Source organism: Ruegeria sp. B1 (genome assembly GCF_056535885.1).
In genome coordinates, this window is the sequence record NZ_JBQFJA010000001.1 from 2,544,097 (window position 1) to 2,556,577 (window position 12,481).

General features: G+C 60.7%; 14 protein-coding genes. 9 read left to right on the forward strand and 5 right to left on the reverse strand.

All coding sequences use genetic code 11. The features are described 5' to 3' along the window. Positions 1 to 105 precede the first annotated feature (105 nt). Positions 106 to 1,626, reverse strand: a complete 1,521-nt coding sequence (locus ACR3ES_RS12550) for a helix-turn-helix domain-containing protein (protein ID WP_480634722.1) — start codon at positions 1,624 to 1,626, stop codon at positions 106 to 108. Here ACR3ES_RS12550 and ACR3ES_RS12555 point away from each other — a divergent pair. After that, the gene (locus ACR3ES_RS12555) at positions 1,614 to 1,841 is read left to right on the forward strand and encodes a hypothetical protein (protein ID WP_480479826.1); all 228 of its coding nucleotides are present in this window, start codon (positions 1,614 to 1,616) and stop codon (positions 1,839 to 1,841) included. The genes ACR3ES_RS12550 and ACR3ES_RS12555 overlap by 13 nt on opposite strands. Positions 1,842 to 2,094: 253 nt before the next feature. Continuing rightward, positions 2,095 to 2,694, forward strand: a complete 600-nt coding sequence (locus ACR3ES_RS12560) for a S24 family peptidase (RefSeq protein WP_480492774.1) — start codon at positions 2,095 to 2,097, stop codon at positions 2,692 to 2,694. Positions 2,695 to 2,934: 240 nt separating this feature from the next. Here the strand turns inward: ACR3ES_RS12560 and ACR3ES_RS12565 are convergent, their stop codons facing one another. Then, positions 2,935 to 3,921, reverse strand: a complete 987-nt coding sequence (locus ACR3ES_RS12565; RefSeq protein ID WP_170434414.1) for a GlxA family transcriptional regulator — start codon at positions 3,919 to 3,921, stop codon at positions 2,935 to 2,937. A 133-nt stretch (positions 3,922 to 4,054) separates the two neighbouring features. Between ACR3ES_RS12565 and bcoG the strand changes: the two genes are divergently transcribed. Genes bcoG through ACR3ES_RS12585 form a run of 4 tightly spaced genes read left to right on the forward strand, consistent with a single transcriptional unit; the run spans position 4,055 to position 7,788 of the window. Beyond that, entirely contained in the window at positions 4,055 to 4,972 is a 918-nt protein-coding gene (gene bcoG / locus ACR3ES_RS12570) for a 3-dehydrocarnitine:acetyl-CoA trimethylamine transferase BcoG (protein ID WP_170434412.1), read from the forward strand. After that, positions 4,969 to 5,517 (forward strand): lipocalin family protein, encoded by a 549-nt coding sequence (locus ACR3ES_RS12575; RefSeq protein WP_170434410.1) that lies wholly within the window; start codon positions 4,969 to 4,971, stop codon positions 5,515 to 5,517. The genes bcoG and ACR3ES_RS12575 overlap by 4 nt, the downstream gene beginning before the upstream one ends. A 46-nt stretch (positions 5,518 to 5,563) precedes the next feature. Next, the gene (locus ACR3ES_RS12580) at positions 5,564 to 7,030 is read left to right on the forward strand and encodes a carnitine 3-dehydrogenase (protein WP_170434408.1); all 1,467 of its coding nucleotides are present in this window, start codon (positions 5,564 to 5,566) and stop codon (positions 7,028 to 7,030) included. Continuing rightward, positions 7,027 to 7,788 (forward strand): SDR family oxidoreductase, encoded by a 762-nt coding sequence (locus ACR3ES_RS12585; RefSeq protein ID WP_170434406.1) that lies wholly within the window; start codon positions 7,027 to 7,029, stop codon positions 7,786 to 7,788. The genes ACR3ES_RS12580 and ACR3ES_RS12585 overlap by 4 nt, the downstream gene beginning before the upstream one ends. Positions 7,789 to 7,812: 24 nt before the next feature. Here ACR3ES_RS12585 and ACR3ES_RS12590 read toward each other — a convergent pair whose 3' ends face one another. Both ACR3ES_RS12590 and ACR3ES_RS12595 read right to left on the reverse strand, forming a co-directional pair. Further along, positions 7,813 to 7,995, reverse strand: a complete 183-nt coding sequence (locus ACR3ES_RS12590; protein WP_170434404.1) for a hypothetical protein — start codon at positions 7,993 to 7,995, stop codon at positions 7,813 to 7,815. A 92-nt stretch (positions 7,996 to 8,087) separates the two neighbouring features. Further along, positions 8,088 to 8,954, reverse strand: coding sequence for a helix-turn-helix domain-containing protein (locus ACR3ES_RS12595; RefSeq protein WP_170434402.1), 867 nt, complete (start codon positions 8,952 to 8,954; stop codon positions 8,088 to 8,090). Positions 8,955 to 9,062: 108 nt separating this feature from the next. Between ACR3ES_RS12595 and ACR3ES_RS12600 the strand changes: the two genes are divergently transcribed. The 3 genes from ACR3ES_RS12600 to ACR3ES_RS12610 are packed head-to-tail and all read left to right on the forward strand — an operon-like array spanning position 9,063 to position 11,085. Beyond that, entirely contained in the window at positions 9,063 to 9,266 is a 204-nt protein-coding gene (locus tag ACR3ES_RS12600; protein ID WP_170434400.1) for a DUF2061 domain-containing protein, read from the forward strand. Next, positions 9,259 to 10,161, forward strand: coding sequence for a fatty acid desaturase (locus ACR3ES_RS12605; protein WP_170434398.1), 903 nt, complete (start codon positions 9,259 to 9,261; stop codon positions 10,159 to 10,161). The genes ACR3ES_RS12600 and ACR3ES_RS12605 overlap by 8 nt, the downstream gene beginning before the upstream one ends. Positions 10,162 to 10,182: 21 nt before the next feature. Beyond that, positions 10,183 to 11,085 carry an EamA family transporter gene (locus ACR3ES_RS12610; protein ID WP_170434397.1) on the forward strand — a complete coding sequence of 301 codons (903 nt, stop codon included), beginning with the start codon at positions 10,183 to 10,185 and terminating at the stop codon, positions 11,083 to 11,085. Here the strand turns inward: ACR3ES_RS12610 and ACR3ES_RS12615 are convergent. Beyond that, positions 11,082 to 12,440: a DEAD/DEAH box helicase gene (locus ACR3ES_RS12615; RefSeq protein ID WP_170434395.1), complete on the reverse strand. Its 1,359-nt coding sequence runs from the start codon at positions 12,438 to 12,440 to the stop codon at positions 11,082 to 11,084. The genes ACR3ES_RS12610 and ACR3ES_RS12615 overlap by 4 nt on opposite strands. Positions 12,441 to 12,481: the final 41 nt, after the last annotated feature.

Consider the following 12,481-nt stretch of genomic DNA (forward strand, 5'->3'; position numbering starts at 1 on the left):
GGCGCTTGTGATACCACTCCAAGGCTTTGCCAGCGGTCTCCAGAAAGGCACTCGCATCGCCATCGAAGGCCACCGGGTCTTTGCCCTTGGCGTGGGTCTTCTTGTTCATGCGGTCGCCATCGGTCCAGCCTGGGATTGTGGCGAAAAGACTTGCTCGATGTTGCCAAAGGCACCCTCAATGCCCGGCTTGCCCTTCGCATTGTAGGGCATCGACCGCACCACGGCTTCACGGCCCTCGGCCACGCGCGCTGCGACCTTCGGATCACCGGTGAGATCAAACACCTTGAGCCCGCCCTGCGTCAGTCTGGAGAGCTGGGTGAACCCGCCGATCATCGCATCCCAGGAATACTCGGACCCGTTGTCGAGATAGAGCATCTCGGGCAGGCCCCATTCCGCGACCATCGCCTCAAAGCTCTGGGCCACATGCTCGCGCCGTATGCCTTCACCGGGCTCGCAAAGCACGAACGTCATATGGATTTCATTGGTAGCTACGTCGTACCAGGCAATCGCCTTGGGATAGACCACCGTGCCATCGGCGCGGCGCATCATGATATCCACGGGGTGCACGTCCCCCACCACGATCTGACGTGGCAGCAACGTGGCATAGTCCCGCCGGATCGAGGGCACATACCTGTCCTGGAAGGTGGCGTTGTCTTTGTCCTTGATCGCGAGAAGCGCGTATTGGCGGTGATGCTCCACCTGGCGGCGGTTCACATTACAGAGGCCGAACTGGGTGCCTTTGGCATTCGTGTCGCCGCACCGGCCCAGCTCCAGCGCCTCGAAGGGCACGACCCGCAGGTCTCGGCTCATCTCGATCAGGCGGGTGGTGGATTTCTCCGAGATCGCGCGCCAGCCGCATTCCCCCGCTGCCCAGAGGGACCGGATATAGGTGGTCAGGTCCGCGCCGATCCCGGCCTGCGTGGCCGCATCGATATGCGCCTCAAAAAACGCATCCCAGGCGCGGGTGACCGTCTGGCGCCGGACGCCGTGATCGGCGCGGCGCTTGCGGACCAGACCATTTAGACCAAAGGCCTCATAGTCGCGCAGCCAGTTATAGAGCGTCTGCTTGGAGATCAGCTTGCGTTTCCCGTTGGGGAACAGGCGCGGTTCCCGGGTGAGGCCCTCGATCACCGCCGCCCGCTCAGGTGAGCCCTTCTCAAAGGCCAGGGCCGGGCGGATCACCTCCTGCCGCCACCGCGCCAAAGCCAGATCGGCCTCAAAGCGTGCATCCGTTTGGTGGGCCTGCTCCGGTACAAGACAGGTGCCGCCGGTCGCCACATCGGGCTTTGCGTGGAGCACGATGCCACGCTCCAGATACCAGGCCTCCCGCAGATCAGCGGGTAAGTGGTCTACATGCGCTTGAGGTGCTCGACCTCCAGCACCGCCACGCCCGATTTCAACTTCTCTGACAAGAAGATCGACACCGCGCCACTTGCGCGACTGCAGGGCTTTGCTGACCGCCTGTTTGGATACCCCAGACAACTCGACCAGGTCATTCATCGGCAACCATTTTTCGTGGTTGACCAATGGTTGACCAACAGGTTGACCAACGGCTTCTAGCGGCGGATTGGTCAACCCCGAGGCGTTGGCCTCAACCAGTTCGAATTTGCGCGATGCCTGCCCCATGGCTTACACCGCCACCGTCTCGGGGCGCCCGCCCCTTCTCCGGCACCGGGGACGCGTTCCGTGACGCGTTCCTCGCTCAGCACCGCATCGCGGGGTGCCATGCGCTTCCGGCGTTTGAGGCGCGCCTGGCCCGTGTCGTCCCCAGATTGTCCGCAGGTAGCCACGGGAGTGGTGCTGGTGTGGATGTTCTGCTTCCCACGCCCGCCGAGGTCTGAGGCGCGACATGCGCCAACGATGATCTCACATAGAACCGCTCCGGGCTGGAACGGCTTGCTTCTTGCTGACATAGTGTCCTCGCAATGCTGGGGTGCGTCGGTATGTTGTAATATCACAAATAAGACCAAATGCTCCTATAATCAAGCGACATAAGAACAAATGGACATAAATGAGCGACTAAAAGAGGCCGTATCTGCTAGCGGTTTGAGTTTGCAGGATTTTACCAATAAGATCGGAGCGAACTACCGAACCATGCAGCACTATCTCTCGGGCTCCAGGAAGGTGAGCGCTGAGCTTTTAGCAGCAATGGCGGAGCATTTGGACATATCACCAACGTGGCTTCTAACCGGGCGAGGCGCCCGATTGATCACGGAGAGTGTCGGAGCAAATGCTCATGAGAACCAAGCTTTGGCACTTCAACCCAATGATCGTGTTGAAGAGTTTGTCGCCATTCCGCACTTCGATGCGCAGGCGTCCGCTGGCTTCGATTCGCTAGTGGAGGCCGACGTCGGCTCCGGTTACTACAGCTACAGTCGGGCTTCCATTCAGCGGCGCGGGCTAAGTGAGGATCATCTGTCGGTGATCCGCGTGACTGGCGACAGCATGGAGCCAGAGCTCTCAGATGGTGATCTCGTCCTGATCGCCACGGATCAGAAAGAGCCACGCAACGGCTTTATGTTCGCCGTACATTATGACGGGCAACTGTTTGTTAAACGCGTACAGCGGTTGCCAGGTAATAGGCTCCAGCTGATCAGCACCAACGCACGATACCCACCGATCATTGTGGATTTGGAGGCACCAGAGGATGTCCGATTGGAAGGCAGAGTGGTCGCATCCATGCGTGAGTGGTGAGAGTTAATGCCGTTTTTGGAAACATCCGGCATCATCCGGCATAGTCCAGTTTAGTTCGGGCCATCCTTGCCGAACGGCCGATTTTGCCGCGCCGTCCCGCATCGCCAATAAAACAAGGCTATCATGCGATGACCTTCATCCACCTGTTCCAGTTTAAACCGTACTCACCGTTCCAATTAATTCCGATCCCCCCCAGCGCGGCGCCCCCGAGGTATTTTTAGCCAGATGAAGGGGATCCGGTCAGTGATGGGTGGGGTGCGCGCGTGTTTGCCTGAGGTCACGAGCGGACCTGCCATGCGCCGTGCGGAACGCCCGGGCAAAGCTGGATTGCGAGGTGAAGCCGGTGGCCAAGGCCACATCCATCAGGGGCATGTCGGTATCCGCAACCAGTCGGCGCGCCTCGGCCAGGCGCAGTTGCAGATAGTGATCTTGCGGCGTGGTGTTGAGCCGCAGGCGGAATTGCTGTTGCAGGCTGCGGGGGCTGGTGCCCAGCCGGTCGGCGATGCTGGCCAGCGGCAGAGGATCATCCAAAGACGCCTGCATCAGCGCATTGGCCCTGGCGGTCAGCGCAGAATGTCTGTGTGGTGCGCCAGTGCGGCTCTGCGGTTTGGACGCTTCGGGCGCGCCATCGTAGAGGAACAGGCCGGACACCCGCGCGGCAAAGCCTGACCCGTGGCGGGCTGCAATGATGTGCAGCATCATGTCCACGGCCGGGATGGCGCCGCCCGATGTCAGGCGGTTCTCGGATACGGTAAACCGGTCCGGGCGGACGTCGACATCCGGAAAGCGGATTGCGAAGGTTTCCAGGTCTTCCCAGTGGGTTGTCGCGGCGTGCCCGTCCAGCAATCCGGCTTCGGCCAGCAACCATGGCCCGCCATCGATTCCGGCCATCGTTGCCCCGGTTCCAGCAACACGGCGCAGCCCGGCCAGCAGGCTGGGGGTTGCGTGGCGCGCCAGTTGGAAGCCGGCCACCACGATCATCAGGTCGCAGTCCTGCAACCTGGCCAGCGGAATGCCGGGAACGCTCAGCGCGCTTGTCAGCGTCGCGGGTTCTGCCGTCGCGGTCACATACTCCCAGTCAAAGGCGGGCCGGTCCGCCAACCGGTTGGCGGCGCGCATGGGGTCAACAGCCGAGGCAAAGCTGAGCGTGTTGCACTCATCCAGCACCAGCACCGCCGTCTTTAGAGCGCGGTGTTCGGGCTGGAGGATGTTTTTTGCGGATTTCATCAAGTCTGATTCGCATAGTGGCAAGTTGTTGCACCGAGGCTGCGCCAGACTCGCCTGCAAACGCAATTCGGAATCCGGGGAGAAGTCTGGGGAAAACTCAGGGTGAGCGCCGGTATAACTTGGGGAAAACGCCATGCCGCTGGAAATGAACCGTGACGTCTTTATCACCTGCGCCGTGACAGGCTCGGGCGGCACGCAGGAGCGCAGCCCACATGTACCGCGGTCTCCGCAGCAGATCGCCGATAGCGCCATTGCGGCTGCCAAGGCAGGCGCGGCGGTGGTGCATTGCCATGTACGCGATCCCGAAACCGGTGCCCCCAGTCGTCGGCTGGACCTGTACCGCGAGGTGACGGACCGCATTCGCGAGGCGGAGGTTGATGTGGTACTGAACCTGACCGCAGGTATGGGCGGCGACATGGTGTTTGGCCCGACCGAAGCGCCGTTGCCGCTGCGCGAGGAGGGTACCGACATGATCGGTGCCGCCGAGCGTGTTGAGCATGTGGCCCAGTGCCTGCCAGAGATCTGCACGCTGGATTGCGGCACGATGAACTTTGCCGAGGCCGATTATGTTATGACCAACACGCCGGGTATGCTGCAGGCAATGGGGCGTATGATGACGCATCTGGGGGTGAAGCCCGAGATCGAAGCCTTTGACACCGGCCATCTGTGGTACGCAAAACAGCTTGTGAAAGAGGGTGTGCTGGACAGCCCCGCCCTGGTGCAACTGTGCATGGGCGTGCCCTGGGGCGCGCCGGACGATCTGAACACCTTCATGGCCATGGTGAACAATGTACCCGATGATTGGACGTTTAGTGCCTTTTCACTGGGGCGCAGCCAGATGGCGTATGTCGCAGCGGCCGTGCTCGCGGGCGGCAACGTGCGCGTCGGGCTGGAGGACAACCTGTGGCTGGGCAAGGGTGTTTTGGCTGAGAACTGGCAACTGGTAGAATGCGCCGGGACCATCATCGAGAACATGGGCGCGCGCGTGATCGGAGCGCAGGAGGTGCGGGAAAAGCTGGGGCTGGTGAAACGGGCACCGGTGGCGGCATGATTCGCCGGGGGCTCGTTTCGGCGATTGCGTTTGTCCTGGCTGTACCAGCCTGGGCCGCACCCTATCGTGACCGGGCCGTTGAGATGACCACTGTGCAGGAGTTGGACGTTCAGCGCTACCTGGGCCTTTGGTACGAAATTGCGCGGTTTCCCAATCGGTTCGAACGCGGATGTGTGGGCGTGACCGCCGAGTACGGCTTGTTGGATAACGGCAAGATATCGGTCACCAACACCTGCCGCGAGGAAACACTGGACGGTCCTGTTCGCCAGGCAGAGGGTATCGCGCGTGTTGAAGGGCCAGGAAAGCTTTCGGTGACGTTTGTGCCGTGGTTGCCGTTTGCGCGCGGAGATTATTGGGTGCTTGGCCTGAGGCCCGATTATTCGGTTGCCGTGATCGGCGCTCCGCGCGGAACGACGGGTTGGATTCTGGCCAGACGGTCACAGATTTCCGGGGAAGATCGGGACTGGGCCGAATCTGTTTTGCAGCAAAACGGTTACGAGACCGACAAGCTGCTCGATGTCCTTCAAGTCCAGCCGCAAGACTGACACAGGCGACCGGGGCGTTTTGCCAACGCTGCAGAGGAGTGAAGAAATGAAACAGACGGCTGCTATCATCGGTGGCGGTGTGATTGGTGGCGGGTGGGCTGCCCGGTTCCTGCTCAATGGCTGGGACGTGCGGGTGTTCGATCCGGACCCCGAGGCTGAGCGCAAGATCGGCGAAGTGCTGGACAATGCGCGCCGGTCTCTGCCCGGGCTGAGCGATGTGCCTTTGCCGCCGGAGGGCGCGTTGAGTTTCCATGACAACATGGCGGATGCCGTGCAGGGCGCTGCGTGGATTCAGGAAAGCGTTCCCGAACGGTTGGACCTGAAGTTGAAGGTTTACAGGGACTTGCAGTCCGCATGTGCGCCGGATGCGATCATTGGGTCATCGACAAGTGGCTTCAAACCGTCTGAACTGCAGGAGGGCGCACTGCGTCCTGAACAGATCGTGGTGGCGCATCCGTTCAACCCGGTCTACCTGTTGCCGCTGATCGAGTTGGTCCCCACCGAAAAGAACGCGCCGGACATGATTGAGCGCGCCAAAGCGCTGCTGACCTCGGTCGGGTTCTTCCCGTTGCACGTCAGGAAAGAAATCGACGCCCACATCGCTGATCGCTTTCTGGAGGCGGTCTGGCGCGAGGCGTTGTGGCTGGTTAAGGACGAGATCGCAACGACCGAAGAGATCGACGAAGCCATCCGTATGGGCTTTGGTATCCGCTGGGCGCAGATGGGCCTGTTCGAAACCTATCGTGTGGCTGGTGGCGAGGCCGGGATGCGGCATTTCATGGCGCAGTTTGGTCCCGCCTTGAAATGGCCCTGGACCAAATTGATGGATGTGCCCGAGTTCACCGACGACCTCGTGGATATGATCGCTGATCATTCCGATGCGCAATCCGGCAAGCATTCGATCCGCGAACTGGAACGTATCCGCGACAACAACCTTGTGGGCATGATGCGTGCCCTCAAGGCCCAGAACTGGGGCGCCGGTGCGGTGCTGAACCAGCATGATGCCGCGCTGAAACCCGGCGCCTTGCCGACGATAGATCAGGCCGATCTGAGCCAGCCGATCCTGACGGTATCCCGCGCCGTGCCGCTGGACTGGACCGATTACAACGGCCACATGAACGAGGCGCGGTACCTGGAGGCTTTTGCTGCAGCAACCGACCGGTTCATGGAAATCATCGGGTGTGACGCGGACTATATCGCCTCGGGCGGCAGCTATTTCACCGCTGAGAACCACATCCGCTACATGGACGAAGCGCATGCAGGCGCCAAAATCGAAGTGCGCACGCAAATGCTGTTGGGTCAGGGCAAGAAGCTGCACGTGTTTCACAGCATGTATGAGGGCGACACGCTTCTGGCGACAGGCGAAAGCTTCCTGCTGCATGTCAGCCTTGAGACCCGCCGTCCCAGTGCCCCCTCGGCGGAGATCGAGGCCGCCATGGCGCGGATCGCCGCCGCACAGGCGCAGTTGCCCTATCCGGAAGGTGCGGGGGCGGCCATCCGCAGCCCCGCATGAGCACGCGCGTTCTGATTACGGCTGGCGCGTCCGGCGTCGGACGGGCGATGGCCGAAGCATTCGACGCGGCCGGTTCGCAGGTCTGGGTGGCCGATGTGGACGACACGGCATTGTCCGGTTGCCCATCTCATTGGCACAAGACAAACGCGGATGTCTCGGATGAGACCGCAGTCCGCTCGTTGTTTGGCGATATTCGCTCTGAATGGGATGGGCTGGATGTTTTGTGTGCAAATGCCGGGATCGCGGGGCCGACTGCTGCACTTGAAGATATATCTCTAAATGATTGGCAAAAATGTCTTTCTGTCAATTTAGAAGGCGCGTTTTTATGTGCCAAGCATGTGGCACCAATTCTGAAACGGCAAGGCAGCGGTGTGGTCCTGATCACCTCGTCGACTGCCGGACAATACGGCTATCCCAACCGCGCGCCTTATGCGGCGGCAAAATGGGGCATGATCGGGTTGGGCAAGACGCTGGCCATGGAGCTTGGACCGCATGGCGTGCGTTGTAACGTGATCTGTCCGGGTTCGGTCGAAGGGCCCCGGATGGAGGGGGTTCTGAACCGGGAAGCCGCCGCAAAGGGCATGACCCGCGATCAGGTGTATCAAGGCTATGCCTCGGGCACCTCGATGGGACGGTTTGTCGAGGGGCAGGATATCGCCAATATGGCTGTGTTCCTTGCATCCGACGCAGCCCGACTGGTCTCGGGTCAGGTCATTGCCGTGGATGGTCACACGGTCAACCCCGACCCGAAACTCTGACTTCCGTCATCGCTTGCGGTGAAATCAGCCCTGATTCGGGCCGCGGATCTGGCTGATCGTGCGGCGTACAGCCTGCCAGTCCCGTGCTTGCTGTGCACGTCCGGCGGCCTTGCATTCGCGCATCTTTTTAGCGGCTTCCGCCTCGGCCCGGTCGCCATGGGCCGTGTACAACGCGCGTGCGTATTGAGCGGTTTTGAGTGCGTCCATTCCCGTATCCTCCGTCTGAGATTGGAATGCCCGATGGTTCGCGCAAAAGGACTATACAACAGGATCGCGCCTCACGCACGGGTTGCATAGGATCAGGACTGCGAAATCTCGTCGCGCAGCTGTTCAAGGTGGATGGGAAAGTCTCGGGCCGTCATGTCCGCTTCGCGGACCAGTGTATCGAAATGGCGGGTAAAGACTTCGATACGGTCGCGATCCCGGAAGGCCATGTAGTGGCTGCCCGCGTAAAACACGCAGAGCAGGGGACCAAAAATCGTTACTGGTGCCGAGTAAAGTCGTTTTGCATCAAACAGGTAGATGCGCAGGCGCGGGTAAAGCTGCGCGCACAGCCCCAGCAGGTTATCAATCTGTTCCAGCCGGACATCCAGCGGCAGAGTCTGATAGTATCCGACCCCACGGGCAAAGCTGTCGATTTCATACAGCGGCATGGCGATTTCATAGTCCGACTGCGCGCTGCGCATCCATGTCAGCCGGTCCGCCGACGCCCCGATTGCCTGATCAGCCGTGCGGCCCAGGTGCGGGGCGTATTCCCATTCCAGCACGGCACGGGTTTTCAGCATGTCCGGCAGGGTGGCCGGAACGTAGCGGATTTTGTATCCCGCTGCCTCCTGATGCCATTCAAAGATACGCTCATCCACAAGGGCGCGCGGGGCTTTGGTCATCGACAGGGAGCTGGCCAGCAGTTCCGCAGCGCTTTCCGGCCGGTTGGACAGGCTGAGCAACCAGTCTGCGGATACGCCAAGCGCCGAGGCGCAGCTGCCGACCACGTGGGCGTTGGGCAGGCGCGCGCCATCATCCGTCAGCAATTGCGAAACAGTCGACCGGTCCACTCCGATCAGGCGTGCCAGTCCGCTTTGACTGACGTGACGGTCGTCCATGGCCCGCGCGAGTCGCTGGCGAAACCGCGCAGCACGGTCTCGTTTGTCGATTTTTTCATCCATGAGGTGATAAATATCATATCTGATGAATTTTGTTAATCATTTACAGAATATGCAACATGGCCGTGCGTCAGTAACCCTTTTGACAGAACAATAATAATGGGGTTCGGAATGGAAACGCGACAAAGATCGGTCGTGAAAGCCATCGTTTGGAATGCGATGGGATTGGCGGTCATGACACTGGTGGGTCTGGTCGCCACCGGCTCTGCGGCCGTCGGCGGTGCGCTGGCCGTGGTGAATACGGCCATCGGTCTGACCCTGTACGTGATCTACGAACGGATCTGGGCCGGGATTTCGTGGGGTCGCCATGGCTGAGCCCACACCGCGTCGCACACCCGAATGGGGCACCCTTGGTCTGATTGTCGCCTGTTATGCCGCGTGGCTGGCTGTGGTGTTCTGGCTGGCGGGGTGGTCGTACTGGCTGGCGATCCCGATCATGGGCCTGATTGCCGCGATGCATTCTTCATTGACGCATGAGGCGCTGCATGGGCATCCATTCCGGGTCAAGTGGCTGAACGAAGCACTGATGGCCTTGCCGCTGACCCTGTTCATTCCGTTCAACCGGTTTCGCGACCTTCATGTGGCGCATCACCAGGATTCCAACCTGACCGATCCCTATGACGACCCCGAGTCGAACTATCTGGACCCGCAGGTCTGGGGTGGATTGTCTGGATGGCAAAAACGGCTCTACACCGTCAACAACACCTTGTTGGGCCGCATCGTGCTGGGCCCGGCCATTGGGCAGGTTGCTTTTCTGCGGGACGAGTGGCGCGGGGTCAAACGCGGCGACCGCGCGGTGCTGCTGGCCTGGGCGGTGCACCTGCCGGGTGTTGCGGCGGTGCTGTGGATCGTGGCGCAGTCCGCCATGCCAGTCTGGGCGTATTGCGCGGCGGCCTATATCGGACTGGGCCTTGTCAAAATCCGAACGTTTCTGGAGCATCGCGCGCATGAAAAATCCCGCGCCCGAACGGTGATCGTTGAAGATCGCGGGCTCTTGGCGTTTCTGTTTCTCAACAACAACCTGCACGTCGTTCATCACATGAACCCGACCGCGCCGTGGTATCGATTGCCAGCGTTGTATCGGGCGCAGAAAGAGCGATATCTGGCGCTCAACGAGGCATATGTGTATCGATCCTACGCGCAGATTTTTAGGGAGTACTTCTGGCGCGCCAAGGACCCCGTTGCGCATCCACTCTGGCCAAAGCCGTAAATTGACGACAGAACGGGACTCATGAGTTTATGGATTCCCGTCACCATCGCCGCGGCCTCGTTTCAGACCGTGCGGTTCATGCTGCAAAAGTCACTGAGCAGCGTGAAGCTTTCTGCTGCCGGTGCAACCTTTGCCCGATTTGCCTATTCCATGCCGTTGGCCGTACTGGGGCTGTTGGCGGTTTTGTGGGGCACCGGATCCGAGCTGCCGCCTTTGAGTGGTCGGTTCTGGATGTTCGTGGCCATCGGCGGGACAGCGCAGATATTGGCGACCATTTGTGTCGTCGCGCTGTTCAAACAACGCAATTTTGCCGTCGGGATCACGTTCAAGAAGACGGAGGTGATTCAAACCGCCATCGTCGGGTTCATCATTCTTGGTGATGGTGTGTCCGGTGGTGCACTTGTCGCCATCCTGTTGGGTCTTGCGGCGGTTCTGCTGTTGTCAAAAACGCCCGGTGGTCAGGGCGCTTGGTGGCGGCACCTGACCAATCGGGCCTCGCAGCTTGGGCTTGGGTCCGGTGTGTTGTTTGCGTTCTCTGCTGTCAGCTATCGGGGCGCGTCGCTTGAGCTGGGCGAGATCGACGCCTGGTTTCGGGCGCTGATCACGCTGGCCGCGGTTGTGTCGTTCCAGTTCCTCAGCATGGGGCTTTGGCTCTTGTGGCGTGACCGCGCCGAACTGCGCGCGGTGTGGGACACGCGGGCAACCGGCGTGTTTGTCGGGCTGACCAGTCTGGGCGGATCATTCTGCTGGTTCTGGGCCTTCACCTTGCAGAACGCGGCCTATGTCAAGGCGTTGGGGCAGGTGGAGTTGATCCTGAGCCTGATGGCCTCGATCCTGTTTTTCCGCGAAACCATCACCCGGCGCGAAATCGCCGGGATGACCTTGTTGGGTGTATCGATTCTGGCGCTCGTGCTGGCGATTTAACCGGCGCGGCGTTCATCAAAGCTCAGCGCGATAAAGCTGGGCAGATGGTCGCCCATGCCGACAACGGCGGGTCCGGTATCCTCTTTCCCGCCACGGCCCCTCGGGGGCTTATCCTGAGCGCGGTCATCCTTCTTACGGTCACGCTTTTTGTCGTCCGAGGGCTTTGCCTTTTTCTCGGGCTTGGGCGTATCCGGTTTGGGGGCGTCTTTGACCGGGTTGTCGATCCGGGGGATATCCTTCTGGATCAGCTTTTCAATCGCATCCAGCGCCTTTTCATCGCGGCCGGAGCAGATCGTGATCGCCTTGCCTTCACGGCCCGCGCGACCGGTGCGACCGATGCGGTGCACATAATCCTCCGCATGGCCGGGCACGTCGAAGTTGAACACATGGCTGACCGAAGGGATGTCCAGACCGCGCGCGGCGACATCTGAGGCCACGAGCAGGCGCAGCGATCCATCGCGGAACCCATCCAGCGTCTTCATCCGTTGGGATTGATCCAGATCGCCATGAATGGCGGCGGCGTTATAGCCGTGTTTCTTGAGCGATTTCGCGCAGATATCCACATCCGTCTTGCGATTGCAGAAGATGATTGCGTTTGTGCAGCTATCCCCTTCGGCATCAATGAGCGCCCGCAAAACGTTTCGTTTCTGGCTCGCCTCGCGGTCGCGGCGCCCGCCCTTGAACATAACCACATTCTGTTCGATGGTCTCGGAGGCTGTGGCTTGCCGCGCCACCTCGACCCGGGCCGGGGCGGAGAGGAACGTGTCAGTGATCCGCTCGATCTCGGACGCCATGGTGGCTGAGAAGAACAGTGTCTGGCGGGTAAACGGCGTCAGCGAAAAGATGCGTTCGATATCGGGGATGAACCCCATATCCAGCATCCGGTCGGCCTCATCCACCACCATAATCTGAACGCCGGTCAGCAGCAGCTTGCCGCGTTCGAAATGGTCCAGCAGACGGCCCGGTGTGGCAATCAGAACGTCGACGCCCCGGTCGATCAGCGCATCTTGTTCCTTGAAGCTGACGCCGCCGATCAAAAGCGCTTTGGTCAGCTTTACGTTTTTGGCGTAGATGTCGAAGTTTTCGGCCACCTGCGCGGCGAGTTCCCGTGTCGGGCACAACACCAGCGACCGCGGCATCCGCGCGCGTGCGCGGCCACGGGCCAGCAGTGTGATCATGGGCAGGGTAAAACTGGCGGTCTTGCCGGTTCCGGTCTGGGCGATGCCCAGCACATCGCGCCCTTCTAGCGCGGGCGGAATGGCGCCTTCCTGGATCGGGGTCGGGGTTTCGTATCCGGCGTCCTCAACAGCTTTGAGGACCTTTGGGTTCAGGTTCAGTTCGTTAAACTTTGTCATGTATGTCCGGTTTTTGCGGACACTTGACCTGGCCCGCACGT

What these genes read in the sequence shown, in the direction of transcription:
- ACR3ES_RS12565 (WP_170434414.1), bottom strand. Translation starts at nt 3,921, where the DNA reads ATGAAATCCGCAAAAAACATCCTCCAGCCCGAACACCGCGCTCTAAAG.
- ACR3ES_RS12575 (WP_170434410.1), top strand. Translation starts at nt 4,969, where the DNA reads ATGATTCGCCGGGGGCTCGTTTCGGCGATTGCGTTTGTCCTGGCTGTA.
- ACR3ES_RS12615 (WP_170434395.1), bottom strand. Translation starts at nt 12,440, where the DNA reads ATGACAAAGTTTAACGAACTGAACCTGAACCCAAAGGTCCTCAAAGCT.
- ACR3ES_RS12550 (WP_480634722.1), bottom strand. Translation starts at nt 1,626, where the DNA reads ATGGGGCAGGCATCGCGCAAATTCGAACTGGTTGAGGCCAACGCCTCG.
- ACR3ES_RS12580 (WP_170434408.1), top strand. Translation starts at nt 5,564, where the DNA reads ATGAAACAGACGGCTGCTATCATCGGTGGCGGTGTGATTGGTGGCGGG.
- ACR3ES_RS12555 (WP_480479826.1), top strand. Translation starts at nt 1,614, where the DNA reads ATGCCTGCCCCATGGCTTACACCGCCACCGTCTCGGGGCGCCCGCCCC.
- ACR3ES_RS12560 (WP_480492774.1), top strand. Translation starts at nt 2,095, where the DNA reads ATGCAGCACTATCTCTCGGGCTCCAGGAAGGTGAGCGCTGAGCTTTTA.
- ACR3ES_RS12595 (WP_170434402.1), bottom strand. Translation starts at nt 8,954, where the DNA reads ATGGATGAAAAAATCGACAAACGAGACCGTGCTGCGCGGTTTCGCCAG.
- ACR3ES_RS12585 (WP_170434406.1), top strand. Translation starts at nt 7,027, where the DNA reads ATGAGCACGCGCGTTCTGATTACGGCTGGCGCGTCCGGCGTCGGACGG.
- ACR3ES_RS12610 (WP_170434397.1), top strand. Translation starts at nt 10,183, where the DNA reads ATGAGTTTATGGATTCCCGTCACCATCGCCGCGGCCTCGTTTCAGACC.
- bcoG (WP_170434412.1), top strand. Translation starts at nt 4,055, where the DNA reads ATGCCGCTGGAAATGAACCGTGACGTCTTTATCACCTGCGCCGTGACA.
- ACR3ES_RS12600 (WP_170434400.1), top strand. Translation starts at nt 9,063, where the DNA reads ATGGAAACGCGACAAAGATCGGTCGTGAAAGCCATCGTTTGGAATGCG.
- ACR3ES_RS12605 (WP_170434398.1), top strand. Translation starts at nt 9,259, where the DNA reads ATGGCTGAGCCCACACCGCGTCGCACACCCGAATGGGGCACCCTTGGT.
- ACR3ES_RS12590 (WP_170434404.1), bottom strand. Translation starts at nt 7,995, where the DNA reads ATGGACGCACTCAAAACCGCTCAATACGCACGCGCGTTGTACACGGCC.